This window comes from Bacillus sp. JH7, assembly GCF_001563515.1.
In the GTDB taxonomy this organism is placed as follows: domain Bacteria; phylum Bacillota; class Bacilli; order Bacillales; family Bacillaceae_G; genus Bacillus_A; species Bacillus_A cereus.
The window spans coordinates 290,870-312,131 of sequence record NZ_LPUS01000022.1; the positions used below are offsets into that span (position 1 = coordinate 290,870).

The following is a 21,262-nucleotide window of genomic DNA, read 5'->3' on the forward strand; positions in this document are numbered from 1 at the left end:
GCCTCTATAGCGCGTTGTGGTCTCTCCAAATCTCCTACCGAATTATTAACTTGTCACCATTATAACACTGTTTATGATTATTTGAAAGCTTTTGTTGCTTCAATTGCTTTTTTCCATCCAGCATATAGCTCTTCGCTTGTTTTCGCTTCCATCGTTGGTTCAAAGCGTTTGTCCATATGCCACTGTTCTTTAATTTCATCTTGGTTTTTCCAATATCCAACCGCAAGACCAGCTAAGTATGCTGCACCTAGAGCCGTTGTTTCATTGATTACTGGACGCTCTACAGGAACATCTAAAATATCACTTTGGAACTTCATTAAGAAGTTATTTTTAACCGCTCCGCCATCAACGCGTAATGTTTTCAGTTCAATACCTGAATCTGCTTCCATTGCGCATAATACATCTTTCGTTTGGTAAGCTAAAGATTCTAGCGTTGCACGAATGAAGTGCTCTTTCGTCGTACCGCGTGTTACACCAAACATAGCGCCGCGTACTTCACTATCCCAGTAAGGTGTTCCTAGTCCAACGAATGCTGGTACAACGTATACACCGTCAGTTGATTCAACGCGATTCGCGTACACTTCACTCTCACTCGCATCTTTAAACATGCGCATTCCGTCGCGTAACCATTGAATTGCAGAACCCGCTACGAAAATACTTCCTTCTAATGCGTAGTTTACTTTACCATCTATTCCCCATGCAATTGTTGTTAATAGACCGTGCTCAGAAGCTACTGCTTTTTCACCTGTGTTCATTAACATGAAGCAACCAGTTCCGTAAGTATTTTTCGCCATACCTTCACCGAAACAAGCTTGTCCAAATAAAGCTGCTTGTTGGTCACCAGCTACACCTGCAATCGGTACATTTTGGCCGAAGAAGTGGTAATCAATTGTTTCTCCGTAAATTTCAGATGATGGACGTACTTCTGGAAGCATGCTCTTTGGTACTGTTAACATTTCTAGAAGCTCATCATCCCACTGTAAGTCGTGAATGTTAAACATTAACGTACGTGATGCATTTGAGTAATCTGTTACGTGTGCTTTACCACCAGATAGTTTCCATACAAGCCACGAATCAATTGTTCCGAATAATAGATCGCCGTTTTCTGCTTTCTCTCTTGCACCTTCAACATTATCTAAAATCCATTTTACTTTCGTACCAGAGAAGTATGCATCAATTAAAAGACCTGTTTTTTCGCGAACCATTTCGCTATAACCTTTTTCTTTTAACTCATCACAAATTTCAGCTGTTTGGCGAGATTGCCATACGATTGCGTTGTAAATTGGTTTACTAGTTGTTTTATCCCAGACAACCGTTGTTTCACGTTGGTTCGTAATACCGATACCAGCGATTTGTTCTGGTTTTACATCTGCTTCGCTTAAGCAAGTTGCGATAACTGCTAAAATAGATCCCCAAATTTCTTGTGCATTATGCTCTACCCAGCCCGGCTTTGGAAAATGTTGTGTAAACTCTTTTTGAGCTGAATGAACAATTTCACCTTTTTTATTGAAAAGAATTGCGCGTGAGCTTGTTGTTCCTTGGTCTAATGAAAGAATATATTTTTTCATATCGGTTTCCCCCTTATGCTACTTTTCTACTATTTGTATTGCTTCCACTTTTTTTACTTGTCATATAAGAGATTGCTAGTACAATCACAGTTGCGATAATCACATAAATAAGTGCTGAATTTTGTTTTCCTTCAAATACAACTTGATGGAATAAACCTGCAAGTGATCCACCTAAAATTGGACCAACTACTGGAATCCATGCATACTTCCAGTTTGAACCGCCTTTTCCTGCAATCGGAAGGAAGAAGTGTGCGATACGCGGACCTAAATCACGTGCTGGGTTAATTGCGTATCCTGTTGTCCCACCTAATGATAAACCAATACTTACAATTAAGAAACCTACGATAAATGGATTTAATCCATCTGCAAACTTATTTGCACCAATTGCTAATATACCAAATACTAAAACGAATGTTCCAATCATTTCACTTAAAAGGTTTGCAAATGTGTTCGGAATTGCTGGACCTGTTGCAAATACACCTAACTTTGTTCCTGGATCTTCTGTTTCTTTCCAGTGTGGTAAGTAATGTAAATATACGATAACTGCCCCGATAATTGCCCCAATCATTTGTGCTGCGATATAACCAGGTACGTCACTCCATGGGAACGCTCCCTTAAATGCTAATCCTATTGTTAAAGCTGGATTCAAATGTGCCCCACTAATTGATCCAACCGCATATGCTGCAACCGCTACCGCTAAGCCCCAGCCCATTGTAATTACAATCCAACCAGAATCTTTCGCAAACGACTTCTTTAAACTTACACCAGCACAAACGCCGCCACCAAGTACGATTAACAACGCAGTCCCTATTAACTCTCCTAAAAATGCTGACATAGTATCCCTCCACAATCAATTTAAACGCTTCCAAATGTGATAGAGGTAAAATGAATGGCCATTCGTTTTTGTCAAAAGAAAAAGACCCACAGCTTGCACGCTTCTATATAAATTTATATAGAAACAATGAAATGTGGATCTCTACTTTTCTCCGTCACGTTTATTAACTTGTCTATAATGTTAACCGTAAATGAAAGCGGTGTCAACGAAAAAATTCACATTTTCGTCACTTTTTTTGGTAATGTTTCCATAGTTCGCGTTTTGATGTCGTAATTGCTGTCGCACCAGCGTTTAAAGCTCTTTCCACATCTTCTACAGTACGAATAAAACCACCCGCTAAAATCGGTACACCAGTACGCTCTTTCACTTCAGCGATAATATCCGTCATTGCTCCAGGAAGTACCTCAATATAATCCGGTTTCGTCTTATCTAAAAGATTGCAGCTCTTCTCCATCGCACTCGAATCGATTAAAAAGATGCGTTGTATTGCCACAACACCTTTTTGCTTCGCCTTCATAATAACGCTCGCCTTTGTTGAAAGTAACCCGTACGGTCTAAACTCCTGACATAAATATTCCGTCGCATGCCCATCACTCTGCAAACCATGAATTAAATCCACATGTAAAAACACCTTTTTACAATATTGCTTCGCAAGTGATATAACACTCTTCAATTGACCGACATGAATATCTAAAATAACGATATATTCATACGAACTATGTAATAGCTTTTCCAAATCTTTAATTTGCCTCACTGCCGGCAAAATCTTCTGTTCATGAAATTCCATTCTATATGTCCCCTTCTTTATGTCATCCTATCCTTTATAGTACACAATTTAAGTGAAAAGAACAGCTAGTGTCGGGGATTTCTTTCAAATCTTTCTCTTATCTGTATATTTTCTTCAACTTATCGGAACCTATACCACCTATAATCATGAATACAAGGGGCAAAAGATTCATTACATATGGCGCATCTGCTACAATTGTAATACTTGCTCCAGCAAACTTATTTAGCATCCATACAACGATTTTTGCAATAAACAAAAATACTCCTATCATAAATAGACTATCAAAAAATACCTTCCATTTTGGATATGCCAATTGCTTACTATCTTCAATTACTTTCTGCGTCAATTCTTCATCACTCCTTAGCAGTTCATCAATTGTAATACCGAACAGATCACTTAAATGAATAATAATTTCAATGCTCGGATAGTTCTTTCCCGTCTCCCATTTCGAAACAGATTGCCTGCTCACATGAATTTTTTCAGCCAAATCATTTTGCGACCAATTTCTTTTTTCCCTTTCTTCTTTTAAACGCTCACTAAAAATCATACTGTGTTTATCACCTCTCTATGCCCATTATGTTCAAATAAATGATGAAGAGTAAAGCTAGTTATCGTTGCATTTCCTGCGCAACTTATGCGTTACAGCTTATAATGGCGCTCTTTTATATGTATCTTCCCTATACTATGCTCCAATAATAATTTCCCGAACAATAATACAAGGAACGGATACTAATAAAGTGAAACTTTAATCAACCCTCACCAATCGGACTTTTACGGACAGCCCGCCCCCCACCTAACTTCTTTGCTTCCGCTGAATTTTGAGGTGGGGTCTTACTGCCCGGCAAATAGCGCGATAAAGACTAGATTAGGCATAAAAAATACGCCATCCCTTCTTATCAGTCTCCAGAAAGAATAACGCAAATTTTCATTTTTACTCATCATTTTTCGGACTATATGAAAACCCCGGATATTTCACAACAGGCCTCTTCTCCTTACGCAGGGAATCCATTACTTGCGGGCCAACATGTATATTACTCTCCACTATTTCTCTAGGAGTCAGTGCCATCCATTGATTTAACGATACATCTTCAAAACGATTACTTCTGAACATCTCTAAAAACCATAATGTTTCGGTACCTGTATTTTGAATATAATGCCCCGTCGCAAACGGTACATATCCGACATCGCCAGCTCTATAATCAAATGTACGAGCGGTACCATTTCCAAGAAACACAGTCATTCTCGCTTCCCCTGTCAAATAATATTGCCATTCATCATTATTCGGGTGCCAATGAAGTTCTCTCATTCCACCAGGCTCAACCTCAACGAGCGCTGCTGCGATTGTTTTGGAAATAGGGAAATTTGTAGAATCTACAATTCGAACGCTACCACCAGGCGTCTTAATCGGCTTTTGTTTTAACAATTCATGTTTAAATGTTAAAGGAACTTCTCCTTTCGGTGATTGAATTTCCTGACTTTCAAGCGAACCTGGCACCTCTCCTTGATAAATATAAACTTGATCTGAAGGAATAGAACGAAAAGCACTCTCAGGTACTCCGAAATTAGCCGACAACACTTCTTTTGGCGTATGCGCAAACCAATCAGAAATAGCTAAAGTAGATAAATCAGAAAAATGCCCATCATCGAAAACGAGTAGAAATTCACAATGTTCCAATCCTTGAATGGAATGCGGAATACCAGGCGGAAAATACCAAAGATCACCTGGTCCAACATCAGCAATAAAATTACGCCCATTTTGATCAACAGCCGTTATGCGCGCCCGTCCTAAAAGCATATACGCCCATTCCGCTTCTTTATGCCAATGTAGTTCTCGTACTCCACCGGCCGTTAAACTCATATTTACTCCCGCAATCGTCGTCGAAACCGGTAGTTCCCGAGCAGTAATCTCCCGAGACCACCCGCCTTGTTTCAAAATCATAGAAGTGTCCGAGAATGAAAACTTCAAGTTAGGAACTAACCCTGCATCCGTTATAGGCGGAACAAGCATATTCGGATTTTGAATATCCCGCATAACATTACGAGGTCCAGAATCAATCGCACCAGCTCCGTCGCTGCGGATTGGTTGTGGCACATTCCCTCCCGCTTCATTAACAGTACGTTTCTTCATGATTACACTCCTTTTTCATCCGGTTATTAGGTGAAAATCCTCCACCATAGTGTATGAATTGGGCTTTAGATGGTTACAGTTACTATGATTTAAACCGTGAAAAAAACGCGTCTACTATTGTTATTTTTTATCGGAAATTCAATATTCCCCATCAAATCTTCTTGTTCATTTCTCAACTTATACTAGTATGCTTAGCGCTTAGGAAGACAAAAAAATAAACTAGAACTAACAAAAAACCCTGTAAAATTTATTACAGAGTTTTTCACCAATTATTTATTGTTTTACATATCGAATACGAACATTATCGTCCATTTGATAAATTTGTAATGTGTTTCCATAACTAATTCCTAACTCTTCACTTGCACCAACTGCACCCACAAGTACCCCTTAAAATAATTTATTCTTAGTTGGTTTTACTACCAATACTCTTCGCTGCCTCTTCAAACAGTTTCGAACCTTCTTGTGCTTTACTTAATGATTGATGCATTTTACTTTCGTCTTCTTGGTCCAATGCATCAAATAGAAGTTGAAAACAATCCGCATATAGTTCCATCGACTGCTTTATCTTCGCCTGTTCTCCCTGTAACTCAGGAGGCGCTTGTAGATTCTTCAGTTTCGTTGCAGTTGCCTTTGCTCCACCTAAACTCAGTTGTACTTCACTTTTCTTTTGTTTGTATGATTTTACGTCTGAATCTGCTATTCCTTCAATTAATTTCATTGTATCTTCAATTTGAGTAGCACTATTTATGATATCTGCCTTGTACCTTTCAACATCTGAACCAGTTACCTTACCAGTTGAAGAACTAGAAGAAGTTGAATTATTTGAAGAAGAACTTGGTTGACTACTTGATGAACTACTGTTTGTACCTTCACCTTTCGCTACAGATAAGCTATCCTCTTTCTTGCTATCAGTTGACTTACTCTCTTTTTCAGAAGTCTTATTCTCTTTCTCTACCTTTTGCGTTTCTTCTTTCTTAGGCTCAGCTTTCTTACCATCAGTTTCAATTGTAATACAACCACTCAATAACATAACTGGTAACGCTAAACTTACTAATTTCTTTGCTTTCATGATTACTAATACCCCTTTATTTGTAAAATGTAGTGCAAACAAGTTAATATACTTAACTAATAAATTTCCCCCGAATAATTTATTAAAATCTACTATCCATAGATTTCCTGTATATTCATAATCTTTCCATATATATCATTTTACAAAGAATTACATATTTGGTCAAAGGGATTTATGTAGTCCTTAAAAGAAAATTTTAATCACAAAGAAAAGAAGCTAACAATAAATTGTTAACTTCTCAATCGAAAGTAAAATACTATCTTTCCTTATCTTCTAATATCTAGGTTGTGATTGAATATTTGTAAGATGAACATCATACATATCAATGATTTCAAGAAATCTATCAGCTTCACGGAAAACATGGTCTGCTAATAACGGATGAATGATACTCTTTATTTTACATTGCTCAATTAAATCACGTGCTGTTTTCTTAAAATCCCGAAGAGATGCAACCGACACACGATTTTGATCTAAAAATTGATCTAAAAGAGGGGCTGTTTGGGATTGTGGTTTCATAGATTCTAAGTCAATTGCTTGATACATCAATTCATCAAAATCATTGCTAAAATTCCGTGCTGTATCTACAAGCTTTCTTTCCGATGGATCAAGAAGATGGCCAATAAATTTAGCATGGTCTGCCATAATCCGTAAAAAGAAAACATTTTCTTTAATAATAGCATCAGGAAGCGCATCTAATTTACCTTCATTTAATTGTATTAAACGTTTTCTAAAATAATCAGCTTCCCTACTTGTATGGTCAACTAAAAGTGGAAAGTTATTTTGTCCTGGCAATTTACATGTGAGAATTAATCCTAAAATTTTTCGTTTAAATCCCCAAATATTAGTTGCGGCTTGTTGTACTTCTGCATTAAATCTTTTTATTTGCTCAGGATCTGTTTCATTTGTATAGGAATGCGCTATTTGTTCAATATGTTCAAACAATCGATAAAATTGATTCGCCTCTTCGATTAGTTGAGTATCCTCGCACCTAAATCCTAAACGAAGAAAAAAAGAATGCTCCTTCATGATTCTAGACCAAAAACGAATTTCATTTAATGAACGCTCAACAAACATTACAGATGTAACACCTGTATCCGGATGTAATGAAGTTTCATCCCTATGCATTGTTAATCCCCCCCAGTAAAATCCCCACTAGTTCCATTCTTATGAGTAAAAAAATATATAAATACCATCAATAAAAGTTTATGATGACTCTCTTATACATGTAAAATTAAACTAATATAACCTTAGCTTGATGAACATATACTGCTCCCGCAGAAGAAAAAAAGCTACCACCGAGATGTAAAATCCTACTAGGTGGTAACCTTTCAAAATTTCTATTAAAGCAATACCGAATCTTTATCACTATCCTGATTACGTTTCTCACGCTCTTCTTCTAAACGCTTCATATATACTTCGCCTTCTTTTTCAATAAACTCATTATCCATATCTTGCTCTTTTTTCGAAGTATATAAAACCATGTAGCCACTTAATACAATCCCAACAATTACAAGATACACCCACCATGGTAAAGTTTCCACTCTACTTCATTCCTTTCCTTAGACAAGCCTTATTAGTTTCACTCTATGAGGAAAGAAGTGGATTTATGCTTAAAATTTTTATTGTGGATGCTTCGCGAAAAATGCTTGTACATATTCCATAAACTCAATTGGTTCCTGACGAAACGGTGCGTGGTATCCTTTTTCAATAATATGAAACGTACTATTTGCAAATAACCCATGATACAGTTCACCATTTTTCCACGAAACACTCTTATCATGTCGTCCCCATATAATTAAAGTCGGTACCTTAATTTTATCAGCTTCCATCGCAATGCGGCGCTCTCGCATTTTCGTAAGCTGATCATAATGCTCTTTATCATCACGACTATTTTTTACTTCATTTTTATTATACTTCGTAATCTCAGTTACAGTTTGTAAGTCCGTCGATAGCAGTGGTACTTCATAACTTTCTTTTTGCTGGAAAGACTCTATCCCTGTAGAATCCGCCAAGATGAGATGCGTCACTGCATCCGGATATAAATACGCTAAATTGAGAGACATCTCTCCGCCCATTGAATGGCCGAGCACCGCAAACTGATCGTATCCGAGCTTCTTCATTAACTTATAATATAAATTCACTTGCGCAGGAAACGAATACTGAAAATCAATAGGTTTAGAAGAACGCCCAAACCCTAAAATATCAACCGCAATAATCGTATGGTCTCGCGCTAGTTCCGGATAAATATCACTAAACCCATCAGAAGAACCACCAAACCCATGCAACATAAGTAAAGGGGGTTTTCCCTCACCAATTTGTTTAAAATAAATCGTCTGTCCATCAATTTGCGCCATACTCTCTTTCGTATTCAGCTTCATCATAACAGTATCTTTCACTTCGCCAACCTTCGCAATCGGCTTCTCAACGAAGTTACAAATAATTAACAAAACGAGCACAATACCGCTAATCATATAAAACTTAAACCTTTTCAAAGTTCCCGTCTCCTTTCTCTTGTTGCTATTTAAAAGTTTTTACATTTTTTGGTTATTTTATGTTCTCTTTTTAATTGTAACTAATACAGTTACAATTAAACTAAAAAAATATAACTCATTTCTATTACTAATGGTTATTCTGTAACTATTATAGTTACATATTTAAAGTAAGTCAATTCTTTTCTCTACATGGCCTGAAAATAGAAAAAGGGACTTCATGTTGAAGTCCCTTTCTTTGTTATTATAGTTGGCTTACTCCGCCGCCGTCGCCTTTATTATCTGCTGGTGCTCCTCCTGTGTCTCCAATGTTAACGTAGTCTGGTCTTGCTGGTGCTCCGCCACCATCACCTCTATTTAAAGCATGTTGTTCAGACTCTGTAAAAGCAGTAAGCCCTAATGAAAGTAGTATTACTAAACCTGCTATCAATACATTAATTTTTTTCATTTATTTTAGCGCTCCTTCTTTTAAAAGTTTTTTTCGAGCTTGGCTACTAATATAAAAGTATTTACTAGCCTTTTCATGTTTTTCTTCTTGATAAAATTTATAAGCTAATATTTCTGCGTATTCCTTAACACAATCTAAAAGGGAGTGTTCTTCAAAATACGAAATACTTTCCACAGTTACTTTCTCTAACTCATTAGCACTCGAATTAATATTTAATTCCTTCAATATCATAAAGCGATGTTGAAATTCTTTATTTTGCAACTCATTACAAATTTTCAGCCCTAGTTCTATTAAGTTATTAGCAATTTCTATTTTGCCCAGTTTATAATTTTCCTCTGCTTCAGTAAAAATCGCTTTAAAATGCTTAGGCATTTTCTTAGTCACTTCACTTAAATGTCTAATTGCCAAATCTGATAAATTCTGACTACTATATAACCACCCTAAGTTACTTCTAACCATTAAAATATGTTTTTCTTCTTTATCATGTTGTTGAAGTAAATGGATTGCGGTATTAAAACTTTCCTCCGCTAACTCAAACTGTTTAAAATCAATACAACATAATCCTATGAAGTTATGACACAACGCCACGTTTCCTTCGTAACCTTTATGTTCACAAAATATTTCTTTCGCCTTTTTGATATAATCTAAAGCTAACATTTGCTGATATACTTGATAGTAAAAATATCCCATCCGATAATTAAACTCCGCATGTTCTATCGGATCTGCAATATATTTCAATAACTTCTCAGCTTGCTCATACTGTTCTTTCGCTTCGTTATAATTTGAAATTAATGTGCAATGAAACCCTTTAAAAAAGTGATAATAATAAGCTAAAAAGCCCTCTGTTGGAATTTCGAAAGATTCCACTTTATCAAAACTATCTTCTCTAACTGAAATCCAATCAACTAATGCATCATATCTAAAATTCAACAACGCATGATAAAGTAATACATCCTGATCCACATCCAACCCACTAATCTTACTTTCAATCTCCTCTTTCATTTCTGTGGCCTTCTCTATATTTTGCTGTAACATTACACGATACCAATCATCTAAAGAATGTTTCATTTGCTCCCGCGTTACTACATCTGCTCCCATACACTCGCATCCCCTTTTCTCCAAAATTACAAAATTAGGATTTTTATACAATTATTAAAATTGTATATTAACACTCCTTTTCTATGCATTGAAAAATAATTATCAGAAAATTTAATATTTTAATTAATTATACCAAAGTTTTCCTTTTTAATAACTTGAGAAATAATTGTCAGAAAACTTACTAGGATAAATAAAAAAGCAAGTAGTTCCAGCACTCCGCTAAAACTACTTGCTCTCCTACTTACTATCTCTATTTTTACTCTTTAATAAATTCCTTCGTACTTCTCACTGTATCAATTGGACGAACTAATTTTTCAATTTCTTCACGTTTTGGCTCTAGGAATGGAGGTAAAGATAATTTTTCGCCAAGTGTTTCGTATGGCTCGTCTCCCATAAATCCTGGGCCGTCTGTTGCAAATTCAAATAAGATTTGTGGTGCAACTCTTGCGTATAATGATTCGAAGAAGTGACGGTTTACATAGCCAGATGAAGGAAGTCCTACGCTACTGATTCTCTCAATCCATTCTTCTAATACAGCGCGATCTTCTACACGGAATGCCGCATGGTGCACTGTACCAAAACCTTGTTGTGCTTCAGGAAGAACTGTATTATGTTCTACGATGACAGAGGCACCGTTTCCGCCTTTGTTCACTTCAAATAAATAGAATTCTCCTTCTTGCGCAATCTCTTTAAATAATAAAACTTTTTCTAACACTTCTTTAAAGAAGCTAAAGTTTGCGATACGAATGAATACAGGTCCTAAACCAGTAATTGCGTATTCTAATGGTACTGGCCCGTTTTGCCATGGTGTACCTGATTCGATTCCTTTATCAAGTTCATCTGAGATTAATTGATAGTGTTGATCATCAAAGTCAACGAAAGAAAGAGTTTTCTTACCAAATTGCTCTTTAATTCCTGTATGTTCTACTTCAAGACGGTCAAAGCGTTTCACCCAATACTCTAATGCTGCATCAGTTGGAACACGGAATGAAGTTTTTGAAATTTCATTTGTACCGTGTACTCCTTTTGGAATACCTGGGAAGTCAAAGAATGTCATATCTGTTCCTGCACTACCTTTATCATCTGCAAAGAATAAATGATACGTTTGAATGTCATCTTGGTTTACTGTTTTCTTAACTAAACGCATTCCTAAAACGTGAGTGAAAAACTCATAGTTTTTTTCTGCACTACTTGTAATCGCTGTAACGTGGTGAATTCCTTTTAATTGGTTCATTTTATATTCCTCCAATGGGTTTCATTTATATGTTAAAGTTGTATATTTTCTTCTATTACTTCTCTTCAATAGGTGCTAAATTCGCTTCAATCTCTGCACGCTGATTTTCTAAGAACGGTGGTAAATCAAGTTTTTCTCCTAAATGTTCTACATCTCCATCAACTGTAAACCCTGGTCCATCTGTCGCAATTTCAAATAGGATTCCGTTTGATTCACGGAAATATAAGCTTTTAAAGTAGAAACGGTCAATGATTCCTGAAGAATGGAAGCCTCTTTGTTTCACTTGTTCTTCCCAATAGGCAAGCTCTGCATCGTTTTTCACGCGAATTGCTAAATGGTGGATGCTACCGCGGCCGGGCTTTTCAGTAGGACCATCTAAATATTTCACAACGATTTCTCCAAAAGCCTCTCCTTTAATGGACTGAAAAATTGCTTCCTCTTCGCTTCGGCTAACCTCTGTATAACCAAACATCTCTGTAAGTGTACTCGCCATTTTATCAAGTCTACGAACTGTCATTTCCACAGAACCCATTCCTTGAATTTGATGCTTTGCAGGAACTTCTGATTTCTCCCAAGTTTCCCAGTGCTCTACTTTTTCTCCGTTTGAAACGAGTAGTACTAAGCGAAGACCTTCAGCATCCTCAAATTGTAAAGCAGGACGATTTGCATATGTTGTCATCTCACTATGTTTCACATCAAATTTCTCAAATCGTTCTTTCCAGTAATGTAAGCTTTCCTCTGAAGGAACGAGTAATCCAATTCGAGTAATCGCATTTGTACCGCGATATGTTCTTCCTACTAAAGGAATTTCAAAAAATGATAACTCTGTACCCGGACTTCCTGTTTTATCTCCGTAAAATAAATGATACATTGACGGATCATCTTGGTTTACTGTCATTTTCACACGACGTAATCCAAGCACATTTTTATAAAAGTGATTATTTTCATTTGCATTTTTCGTAACCATTGAAATGTGATGATGCCCTTTAATTTTATACATTTGTAATTCCTCCACTTCGTTTTACTAGTCAAGTGATGATAAAAAAATAATATGTTTTTTAGCTGTTCAATTTATTCTCATTATGTTTTTGTAAATTCATCTTAGTTTTTACTGCATAAGTTACTTTCGTTTTTAACTCGAAAACAACTGAGTGTATGTTTTTCATATGACTCAATCGCTTTCGTTACTATCACTTTACAACTCAAGTGATTAAAAAGCAAGTATTTTATCTCGAATTCGAGATATTTTTTTATTAAATAACATTTTGGACTAAAAACACGAGAAATTCTTGGTTTGAGGACATTATAAAATTCATAAGTTGATGGATGTGAGATATCGCCAGCATTTTTGAAAAAAACACGCTAAGAGTATGCGAGATTTTATACAGTTTTTTCGTTAATCCAATAACAGACAAGAACCCTAAAACCGCACCAGAATAGGAATGTATAAAAAATTGCATAGATTGATAGAACAAAAAAAGGAGGTTCCCTTGTGAGAGTAAGGTTCCTCCTTTTTCCTTGCTACCGATAATAGGACGTTATGTTAACTGATCATGTATAGGATATTCATATAGAAATTGTTTCTATCAATGCTGAATTATACAAAGAAGGAGGCATGATAATGAAAAAAGAACAATTAATATTAATTGCTAGTCTTACTCTTTTATTTCCTGTCCTTGAATTTTTCTTCCAGAAATATGATTACTTCAATTTTTACGCACATATAGGTATTATAGCCATTGCTGTATCAACTGTTGTATTCACACTCCATTATATAAAACAAATTTATTGGAAATTATCGATCGTATGAGGAAATTATGAAAGAATAGAATTTAATTGAATATGTTTTCTATTACCCGTTTCAAGCTTTTCCCCATACCTTTTACTGCCCATACTAGTTTAAGGAACACTTTAAAGATAGCATCCCATACGTGTTCATTAATAAAAAATTCGTATACTTTCTTTAACCACTCTTTCGGGGATTTACTCTTACGTTTAAACCTTTGCCAATGCGTTTCTTCACTAGTTTTCATAACTACCCCTTCTTTCTTAATCGAATATGCTTTCTATTAGAAGTTTTAACACCTCGCTATAATGATGAAAAGAACGAGGTTTATCATATCTGGCAATTTAATCACTCCTAATTTTAAATTAAATTCATTATATAACGATTTCTAAATTTTTAGTTAATTACTAGTGAGAATTAAGCAAAATTTAAACAAAAACACCTATGTTAGGCTTTAGTTACAGGTTTTCCCCCTATAAAATCAACTATTTGCGCCACCAACTATGGGGTACGCGAATTACTTTGATATTATCTTTGAACGAACAAAATAACTCCTTTCGAAAAACAAATGAACTGATATTAATCAACTTCCAATATCGAGAATTATGTAAATAAGCTGCCCATATGGACAGCTTACTGTATTTTTTGCTTAACATATTTTTTCTGAAATGCTGGCGGTACTCAATTTAAAAGTTGATATGCCCCCATTCTAGTGGCAAGATATGTTTTATTAGTTCTTCGTTACACCCATGCGTACTTCTTAACTATTTTATTTCATTTTTAATAAAGTGAAACTTTAATCAGTGGGGGTTTTCTTCCCCCCCCACTGATTATCAGCCCTCACCAATCGGACTTTAATGACTTAACATTATGCTTATCTTAGGAGCGAGGTATTTTATCGGTGAGTGTATACAAGCCATGTAATGCTTGCTGTTAATAATGCTGACGAAATCAAAGCTGTAAGAACACTATATGTTTGCCACATAAGTATTGTTGACCAATCGAAAGCGCAGCACAGTATACCCAGAGCAATCGTAGCGATCAGGAAAATAACTGTTACGGTTATTCTCTTTTTTGTCATTGGCTGTCGCTCATTCGTTCTCCTTCTGCGTAATCCTAAGAGAAATAGCAAAACGGCCAATAGGCAAAAAATAATTGTGATAGACGACAAAATGATATCCAAAAGCTGTGTGCCGCTTATTTCATATGACTGAGTTAGATTGCCTTCTAATATATCTTTAACTTTTAGTACCATGTTTGTATTGGTATTTGTGCCGTTGCTCAGCAAGGAGACGGCTGTTCGTTCATTTGGCAGTATGACTACTTCGGTTCTGAAATTTGGATTGCCCCCAGTGTGTTCTATAATCGTTTGTTCGGCATTTACGGACCAACCTGCCGCATAATACATACCGTTGACAGCCGAAACAGACATATCACCCCTATGTGATTTTTCGATAACCGTGTGAAATATTTCGGGTATGTCCTGCACGATACCCATCTGTATGCCCAGCCAACGAGCCATATCTTTTGTATTAGAAATGATGTAGCCTGCGGGTTTATTCCCAGCATAATCCGGAGCTTTAAATGGAGTTGTCATAAAAAAGGAAGAACGGTAGCCCTGTGCCAACTGTCCAGTAGCTTGAGCATCTTCTTTATAAACATACGTCTGGTGAAGACCTAGCGGCTGAAATACCTGTTCCTTCATAAAGTCTTCATAGCTTTGTCGCGACACAATCTCAATAACCAAACCCAATACGTCATAATTAACGGTTCCATAGTTATACTGTTCACCGGGAGGGAACGCCAATTCAGCATCAACGAGCATTTCCACAGTCTTTTGCAACATATCCGGTGTATTGCCTTGTGGAATATTTTGAAGATGCCTAATATTTGTTAGACCACTGGTATGGTGAAGAAAGTTATTTAGTGTAAGACTTTGCATATCAACAGGTTTCCCTTGATACTTTAATGTAAACCAAGGTAAATATTTTTGGACAGGGTCAGTCATTGAGAGCAGCCCTTGCTCTTCCAATAGCATAATACCCATACCGGTAAAAGCTTTACTGACCGAGGCTAACTCATAGAGTGTATTTTCACTTGCAGACAACCCCTTTTCACGGTCTGCATACCCTGAAGAAAAGTAGAACACTTCATCATCAGCAAGTATTGAGATTGACATTCCCGGCACACCTGATATACGACAGGCATCATCTAGCAACGCTTGTATTGCCGCAGATTGCGAATCTGACAACGCATAACTTTGTGTTGCGAATCCTGAGAATAATATAAATATCATTAATACAAAAACAATAATCTTTTTCATAAACTCTCCCTTTTGGAAAAATTATAAGAGAATAATATAAATAACCTCCTTTTACAACTACGAAACTAATTTTTAATGTATCTTTCTATTCACCTATATAATATCAAATAATTGCGAATAGTTACACTTGAACGAACAGATGGATGTAATTTGAAACAACTTTAAAGAGCCTTGCTACGTAGAATGTAGTAAGGCTCTTAGCTTTTTAATAATCAAAATTCAATAACTTTATTATCATTATACAACAGCCCCACTAAGCGTATTAACACTTAATGAGGCCACTTTATTCACACTATTAATTATGGAACGTCGGTTTATAGAACGAACGATTATCAAGTGCAAAGACACGCTCTGTGTATTCGCCTGGTTTTGTGCGTCCTAATGCGCGGTCCATCATATTCATTTTTGCATCTAAGTTATCGATGTAATGCAGAATTTCTGCTTCTTTTACTAATGGTGGTTTTGGGCTACCCCATTCCGCTTTTCCGTGGTGAGAAAGGACGATGTGTTGAAGAATTAATACTTCTTCTGCATCGATTTGCAATTCGTCTGCTGCTTTACCAATTTCGTTCACCATAATAGAAATGTGGCCTAGTAAATTTCCTTCTAACGTATACGTTGTAGAAATTGGGCCAGATAGTTCGATTACTTTACCAAGGTCATGTAAAATAACGCCTGCATATAGTAAGTCTTTATCTAACGATGGGTATAGATTTGAGATAGCTTTCGCTAAATCAAGCATTGATACGACGTGATAAGCTAGTCCAGATACGAACTCGTGATGGTTCTTTGTCGCTGCTGGATAGTCTAAAAATTCGTTTTGATGCTTATTTAATAAATGTCTTGTTAGACGCTGAATGTTCGGGTTTCTCATTTCAAATATGTATTGCGTAATTTTCTCAACCATATCTTCTTTTTTCACTGGTGCTTTTTCTACGAAGTCTGAGATATCTGTTACTTCATTTTCATTCGCAACACGAATTTGTTTCACACGTAATTGAATACGTCCTTTGTAGTTTAAAATATCACCAGCTACTTTCACGATTGTTTCCGCTACATATTGTTTCTCAACTTCTGGTGATACGTCCCATAGCTTCGCTTCAATGTCTCCACTTGGATCTTGTAAGATTACTGTTAAAAATGGCTTTCCATTGCTTGCGATACCTTTTGTCGCTGTTTTAATTAACAAGAAAATATCGACTTGTTCACCAACTTCATACTCTGCAATTTTCTTTTTCATTCGAATTCCTCCACCAAATCAGTTACTTTTAGTATAGCACACTACAACTCATTTTCTTTACGCATATGTGTTAATTTTATAATCTGTTTTTCTGGAAAATACGCAAGTAAATGCGCATGACATGTAAAGAATATGACTTGTCTATCCTTTGCAATTTCCTTTATAAGTTCAATCGTTCGATTCGTCCTTACCGCATCAAAATGCACGAAACTATCATCAATAATAAATGGATAATCATGTTCGAATGTTTTCGCGAGTGCAAATCTCAGCGATAAATATAACTGCTCCGCTGTCGCTTGGCTTAGTTCATGACTGTAAAAACGCATACCGTCGTTACGTTCAACGATAAACGGTTCTGCCTCTGACGGTGAAAAGATTTTACTATAGCGTCCGCCTGTTAAATAGACGAAATACTCTTCTGATTTTTGTAAAATACGAGGAAGATGAACTTCATGATAATAGTGCTTCGTTTTCGTTAACACTGTCTTTGCGGCCGCATAAGCAGCCCACTTCTTCACTTGTTCACGCACTTGCGCTTTTTTTATTTCCCATTCATGCATTAAATCGCCGTACGTATTACCTTCTTCTAAATTCGCAATTTCCATACGATGTTTCGCAATACGCTCTGTCAGTTCTTTCTCTTTCGTAAGACAGTTTTGGACAGTTGTAATTTCTTGCTTTAATTTTCCTTCATAACCGTCAGCTTCATAATGTTCAGCTAATGATAAACTCGTTAAACGCTGTTCCAACAGATCAATTTGCGGTAATAAACGCCCCACTTGTTTCTCTGCATCCTCACGTTTTTCCGCCAGTTTACCTGCTTCTAAAAACATCTCTTCATCTGTAGACTCTGCAATATGCCATAAACCATCTCGTTCTATTAGTAATTGCTTTAATTGTTCTTGCATAAACTCATATTCTTCTTGCCATTCCGCCAGTTTTTCTTTTAACTGCTTACAAGTTTGGCGCTTCTCTTTCTCATTTTGCATACGGCTTTGTGCCTCGTGTAGCTTACTATACTCCGCACTACCGATAACAGTTTCTAGTTTATGTTCAAATTGCGAAATCATTTCATATAATGAAGATTTTCGCGTACCTTGCTTCTCTAACTCCCGATATAATTGCTGCATTTTTTCAATACGCTCAAACGCCGGCAATATGTGTGCATACGTATAAAATTCAGGAAACATATAGCGCGTTTTATATGCATCGACTTGTTCTCCCGCCTGGAACGTTTCTCTCTCCCATTCCTCATACGATGAAACGACTTTATCATACGCTCGTTCCAACTGCTGTAACTTATAAGACTCGCGCTCAAATAACTTCCGAATCTCTTCATCTTTTTCTAACTCATAGCGTACAGACATCGCTTCTTCACTTTGTCTCCCGCCGGCACTTTGCTGAAGAGTAAGAAGCTCTTCTTGTAATCCGCTTGATGGATCTTTATATAAAACAAGGGCGAGAACAATCCCTACAAATATGATGACACTAATAAATAAAAGCGGGCGATTGTCTATAAATAAGCTCGTGAATAAAATGCCTGTATTAATAAGGAGTAACAGAAGACAAACTCTTTGCCACTGCTTTTTCTTTTGCATAGCCGCTCCTGCTTTTTCCTCGTACTTGCGCTTCATTCTCTCTGCGCCCATACCGATAAACGCCGCATCTTGGAACGACTTCTCTTTCTCAGCTAACGCATTTCGCTCTTCATCCGCTAACATTTGTTGCTTAATCTGTCTTATATTCTCTTCTTGTTCTTCTAATTGCTCCTGCGCTACTTTAAAACGATCATCAAGCTGTGCTTTTTGCGTTTCTAATTCACGCGCCTTTTGCACTGTTTGCGTAATTAACTCTTTCGTTGCCAAACTCATATCAAACGACAGAACTGTTTCCTTTTCAAAAGTAGCACCAATTTGTTGCTCTAGTTCTGCCAGTTCTTCTTTTATATTCGTAATACTTCCTGTCAAATCACGCATTTCTTGGCGTGCATTTTCGTAAGACATATGCTGCATACGAAGTTCTTCTACATAACTTTCTTTTTGTAAAAACTCTTCATCTATTTGAATCGAGGCAATTTCCGATTGCACTGTCTCAATTTTCTTGTGGAGCGAATCAACTTGTAATTGAAGCGGCTCCATCTTCGCCTTAATTGCTTCATAACGCGCCATTCCGTTTACAGGAAACTGCCCGCTCTCGTTCTCTAACACTTTCTCGTGCGCACGCTTTTCAATAACGAGAGGCTCAAGCGCTGCTAATATTTCATAATCTTGCTTCCGCTTTTCTGCATTCTCTTTTTCCACGCGAACAGTAGCTAGCTTCTCTTCACTTGCTTTTAGCTGCTCCACTTGCTTTTCATACGTGCCAATTTTCCCTTGCCACTCTTTCATCTTCTCTTCCAGCTTCTTCATCTCTTGCAGTGACACGTTAATTTCAGGTTTACGCCCGCTTGGCTTGAAGCGCTGGTCCATTTCTTTTTCTAGCTTTTTATCTAACTGCAATAGCGCATCACTTCCGACTGCACTTGCCGAAAATAAATAATTGCCAATATCCGCTTCGCCGAGCTGATGAATGTTTTGAAGGCCATGCATATCAAATGAAAAGACAGATTCAAATAAACTTTCATTCATCCCGCTTAATATATCGTTTAAAATTTCTTCTCCGCCCGTTTTCCCGTCTTCAAAATAAACGGTCACCTCGCCAGCTGCCGTCTTTGGCAATCGCTCAATTTTCAAACGACCGTACTGCTCTGTTTGCACAGTGATCGCACCGCCATACTTCCCGCCTTCTTTCGGCTCATAACGGCGCTGTCCTCTCGTCGGAAAACCGAATAAAATACTTTTCATAAATGAGCGAATTGTCGATTTCCCCGCTTCATTTTCACCGTATAACACTGTCAGCAAGGTAAGATCCATTTCCACATTTTCTAATTTTCCGTACCCATAAATATGGAGTTTTTCAATTCTCATTTTTTATCCCTCTCTTGCTGGAATAATTGTTCTAAAATAATATTTTCTGCTTCCTTTTGAATCTCTTTCTTCTCTTCTTCTGTAAAAGATTCAATACTATTACGCGCTACAGGAGATGTCCAAATAGTGCGCAATACTCCGTCCATATTAGTGAAAGCTTCTAACTCCTTTAGCACACTACCGACGAAATGATTTTCCGCTTTCAAACGTTCGATTTCCGCAAAAGAAACCGTCTCATTTTTCCACTTCATCGCATATACGAAATCTTTTCGCTCTTCTCCAGATGCTAAAATGTGAAAAATCTCTTCCACACGCTTTTCGTCGCGCAAATAAGGTGAAAGTGGGCCTTGTCCTGTAAATATGACAGTTAATAATGTCCCTTCTTCTTCTCTTCGGCATTCATTTATCGCACTTGATACGCTCGTCATAAGTTCATCAACCGTTTCAAGTCCATCGATACTCACTTCTATCTCATCCCACACAACATCCGCCGTATGGAAAAATGAACACTGCGATCCTTTTTTCGTAAGTTCAATAAGGTATGCACCCTTCTCGCCTGTTTCCTTACGATGACGACCTTGTATGTTCCCTGGATAAATAATGTATGGTTCTTCTGATAAAATTTCACGTTTATGTATATGGCCAAGAGCCCAATAATCAAACTGTTTTTCTTTCAACTCACGAATTTGAAACGGTGCATAGCGATTATGCTCTGCATCTCCTTCCACACTTCCGTGAAGCATACCAATATGAAAAGGCGCATCACTCATTTTCGTATACTGCGCTGTCATATTATCCGTTACCGCTTGCTGCAAATAACTAAAACCATAAATAGAAGCTAATAGCTCACCATTTTTATAAAATGATTTCTCTTCTACATAAGGCTCAGTAAATACATGAACATTTTCCGAAAACTCAATTGCTGCCCAGCTTCCCCCTAAATGATCATGGTTACCGTGAATAATAAAAACAGGGATATCGTATTGCGAAAGTCTCTTCATTTGCTCACGCACAAACACTTGCGCCCTCAAACTTCTCGTCTCCGCATCATACAAATCCCCAGCTAGTAATACGAAATCAACGCGCTCTTGAATCGCTTTATCAACAATACGCTCAAATGATTCAAACGTACTTTGCTTCATTCTCTCCCACACAGACTGCGTAACATTCATCTCCATCCCTTTAAACGGACTATCCAAATGCAAATCAGCCGCATGTATAAACTTTACTTGTTTCACAAATAACGATCCTTTCTATCTTTCAAAAGTTTCATTTTATCAAAATTTAAATC

At 36.9% G+C, this 21,262-nt stretch carries 19 protein-coding genes; 1 reads left to right on the forward strand and 18 read right to left on the reverse strand.

Features of this window, described 5'->3' with window-relative positions; all coding sequences use genetic code 11:
• Positions 1–77 precede the first annotated feature (77 nt).
• The 13 genes from glpK to AU379_RS22050 form a co-directional block, all read right to left on the reverse strand.
• Positions 78–1,568 (reverse strand): glycerol kinase GlpK, encoded by a 1,491-nt coding sequence (gene glpK / locus AU379_RS21990; protein ID WP_000760009.1) that lies wholly within the window; start codon positions 1,566–1,568, stop codon positions 78–80.
• A gap of 13 nt (positions 1,569–1,581) precedes the next feature.
• Positions 1,582–2,403, reverse strand: coding sequence for a glycerol uptake facilitator protein GlpF (gene glpF, locus AU379_RS21995; RefSeq protein WP_001272195.1), 822 nt, complete (start codon positions 2,401–2,403; stop codon positions 1,582–1,584).
• A gap of 226 nt (positions 2,404–2,629) precedes the next feature.
• Entirely contained in the window at positions 2,630–3,190 is a 561-nt protein-coding gene (gene glpP / locus AU379_RS22000; protein ID WP_000394286.1) for a glycerol uptake operon antiterminator GlpP, read from the reverse strand.
• A gap of 97 nt (positions 3,191–3,287) precedes the next feature.
• Positions 3,288–3,737: a helix-turn-helix transcriptional regulator gene (locus AU379_RS22005; RefSeq protein WP_000577645.1), complete on the reverse strand. Its 450-nt coding sequence runs from the start codon at positions 3,735–3,737 to the stop codon at positions 3,288–3,290.
• 384 nt (positions 3,738–4,121) lie between these two features.
• Positions 4,122–5,318 (reverse strand): oxalate decarboxylase family bicupin, encoded by a 1,197-nt coding sequence (locus AU379_RS22010; protein ID WP_000747515.1) that lies wholly within the window; start codon positions 5,316–5,318, stop codon positions 4,122–4,124.
• A 403-nt stretch (positions 5,319–5,721) separates the two neighbouring features.
• Positions 5,722–6,387: a hypothetical protein gene (locus AU379_RS22015; protein ID WP_000644835.1), complete on the reverse strand. Its 666-nt coding sequence runs from the start codon at positions 6,385–6,387 to the stop codon at positions 5,722–5,724.
• Between the two features lie 273 nt (positions 6,388–6,660).
• Positions 6,661–7,512, reverse strand: a complete 852-nt coding sequence (locus AU379_RS22020; protein ID WP_000554479.1) for a DUF2935 domain-containing protein — start codon at positions 7,510–7,512, stop codon at positions 6,661–6,663.
• Positions 7,513–7,727: 215 nt separating this feature from the next.
• Entirely contained in the window at positions 7,728–7,928 is a 201-nt protein-coding gene (locus AU379_RS22025) for a sporulation YhaL family protein (RefSeq protein WP_000449223.1), read from the reverse strand.
• A 78-nt stretch (positions 7,929–8,006) separates the two neighbouring features.
• A complete protein-coding gene (locus tag AU379_RS22030; protein ID WP_061139718.1) occupies positions 8,007–8,879 on the reverse strand; it encodes an alpha/beta hydrolase in 873 nt (290 codons plus the stop codon).
• Between the two features lie 241 nt (positions 8,880–9,120).
• Positions 9,121–9,324, reverse strand: coding sequence for a hypothetical protein (locus tag AU379_RS22035; protein ID WP_000723609.1), 204 nt, complete (start codon positions 9,322–9,324; stop codon positions 9,121–9,123).
• Positions 9,325–10,422 (reverse strand): RapH N-terminal domain-containing protein, encoded by a 1,098-nt coding sequence (locus tag AU379_RS22040; RefSeq protein ID WP_000500590.1) that lies wholly within the window; start codon positions 10,420–10,422, stop codon positions 9,325–9,327.
• 256 nt (positions 10,423–10,678) lie between these two features.
• Complete coding sequence (locus AU379_RS22045) at positions 10,679–11,656, reverse strand: ring-cleaving dioxygenase (protein ID WP_061139719.1); 978 nt, start codon at positions 11,654–11,656, stop codon at positions 10,679–10,681.
• Positions 11,657–11,711: 55 nt separating this feature from the next.
• Positions 11,712–12,656, reverse strand: a complete 945-nt coding sequence (locus AU379_RS22050; protein ID WP_000276678.1) for a ring-cleaving dioxygenase — start codon at positions 12,654–12,656, stop codon at positions 11,712–11,714.
• A gap of 621 nt (positions 12,657–13,277) precedes the next feature.
• Between AU379_RS22050 and AU379_RS22055 the strand changes: the two genes are divergently transcribed.
• Positions 13,278–13,466 carry a hypothetical protein gene (locus tag AU379_RS22055; protein ID WP_000712159.1) on the forward strand — a complete coding sequence of 63 codons (189 nt, stop codon included), beginning with the start codon at positions 13,278–13,280 and terminating at the stop codon, positions 13,464–13,466.
• A 22-nt stretch (positions 13,467–13,488) separates the two neighbouring features.
• Here the strand turns inward: AU379_RS22055 and AU379_RS22060 are convergent, their stop codons facing one another.
• The 5 genes from AU379_RS22060 to AU379_RS22080 all read right to left on the reverse strand — a co-directional run bounded on the left by AU379_RS22060 (position 13,489) and on the right by AU379_RS22080 (position 21,209).
• Positions 13,489–13,689: a hypothetical protein gene (locus tag AU379_RS22060; RefSeq protein ID WP_000858032.1), complete on the reverse strand. Its 201-nt coding sequence runs from the start codon at positions 13,687–13,689 to the stop codon at positions 13,489–13,491.
• Between the two features lie 648 nt (positions 13,690–14,337).
• Complete coding sequence (locus AU379_RS22065; protein ID WP_000720965.1) at positions 14,338–15,765, reverse strand: serine hydrolase domain-containing protein; 1,428 nt, start codon at positions 15,763–15,765, stop codon at positions 14,338–14,340.
• Between the two features lie 295 nt (positions 15,766–16,060).
• Entirely contained in the window at positions 16,061–17,005 is a 945-nt protein-coding gene (yhaM, locus tag AU379_RS22070) for a 3'-5' exoribonuclease YhaM (protein WP_000726639.1), read from the reverse strand.
• 41 nt (positions 17,006–17,046) lie between these two features.
• Positions 17,047–19,971 carry an AAA family ATPase gene (locus tag AU379_RS22075; protein ID WP_061139720.1) on the reverse strand — a complete coding sequence of 975 codons (2,925 nt, stop codon included), beginning with the start codon at positions 19,969–19,971 and terminating at the stop codon, positions 17,047–17,049.
• The gene (locus AU379_RS22080; RefSeq protein ID WP_061139721.1) at positions 19,968–21,209 is read right to left on the reverse strand and encodes a DNA repair exonuclease; all 1,242 of its coding nucleotides are present in this window, start codon (positions 21,207–21,209) and stop codon (positions 19,968–19,970) included. Before AU379_RS22080 ends, AU379_RS22075 begins: the two co-directional genes overlap by 4 nt.
• Positions 21,210–21,262 lie beyond the last annotated feature (53 nt).

Coding starts and splice junctions, on each gene's coding strand:
- glpK (WP_000760009.1), bottom strand. CDS start 1,568: ATGAAAAAATATATTCTTTCATTAGACCAAGGAACAACAAGCTCACGC.
- glpF (WP_001272195.1), bottom strand. CDS start 2,403: ATGTCAGCATTTTTAGGAGAGTTAATAGGGACTGCGTTGTTAATCGTA.
- glpP (WP_000394286.1), bottom strand. CDS start 3,190: ATGGAATTTCATGAACAGAAGATTTTGCCGGCAGTGAGGCAAATTAAA.
- AU379_RS22005 (WP_000577645.1), bottom strand. CDS start 3,737: ATGATTTTTAGTGAGCGTTTAAAAGAAGAAAGGGAAAAAAGAAATTGG.
- AU379_RS22010 (WP_000747515.1), bottom strand. CDS start 5,318: ATGAAGAAACGTACTGTTAATGAAGCGGGAGGGAATGTGCCACAACCA.
- AU379_RS22015 (WP_000644835.1), bottom strand. CDS start 6,387: ATGAAAGCAAAGAAATTAGTAAGTTTAGCGTTACCAGTTATGTTATTG.
- AU379_RS22020 (WP_000554479.1), bottom strand. CDS start 7,512: ATGCATAGGGATGAAACTTCATTACATCCGGATACAGGTGTTACATCT.
- AU379_RS22035 (WP_000723609.1), bottom strand. CDS start 9,324: ATGAAAAAAATTAATGTATTGATAGCAGGTTTAGTAATACTACTTTCA.
- AU379_RS22040 (WP_000500590.1), bottom strand. CDS start 10,422: ATGGGAGCAGATGTAGTAACGCGGGAGCAAATGAAACATTCTTTAGAT.
- AU379_RS22045 (WP_061139719.1), bottom strand. CDS start 11,656: ATGAACCAATTAAAAGGAATTCACCACGTTACAGCGATTACAAGTAGT.
- AU379_RS22050 (WP_000276678.1), bottom strand. CDS start 12,656: ATGTATAAAATTAAAGGGCATCATCACATTTCAATGGTTACGAAAAAT.
- AU379_RS22055 (WP_000712159.1), top strand. CDS start 13,278: ATGAAAAAAGAACAATTAATATTAATTGCTAGTCTTACTCTTTTATTT.
- AU379_RS22060 (WP_000858032.1), bottom strand. CDS start 13,689: ATGAAAACTAGTGAAGAAACGCATTGGCAAAGGTTTAAACGTAAGAGT.
- AU379_RS22065 (WP_000720965.1), bottom strand. CDS start 15,765: ATGAAAAAGATTATTGTTTTTGTATTAATGATATTTATATTATTCTCA.
- yhaM (WP_000726639.1), bottom strand. CDS start 17,005: ATGAAAAAGAAAATTGCAGAGTATGAAGTTGGTGAACAAGTCGATATT.
- AU379_RS22075 (WP_061139720.1), bottom strand. CDS start 19,971: ATGAGAATTGAAAAACTCCATATTTATGGGTACGGAAAATTAGAAAAT.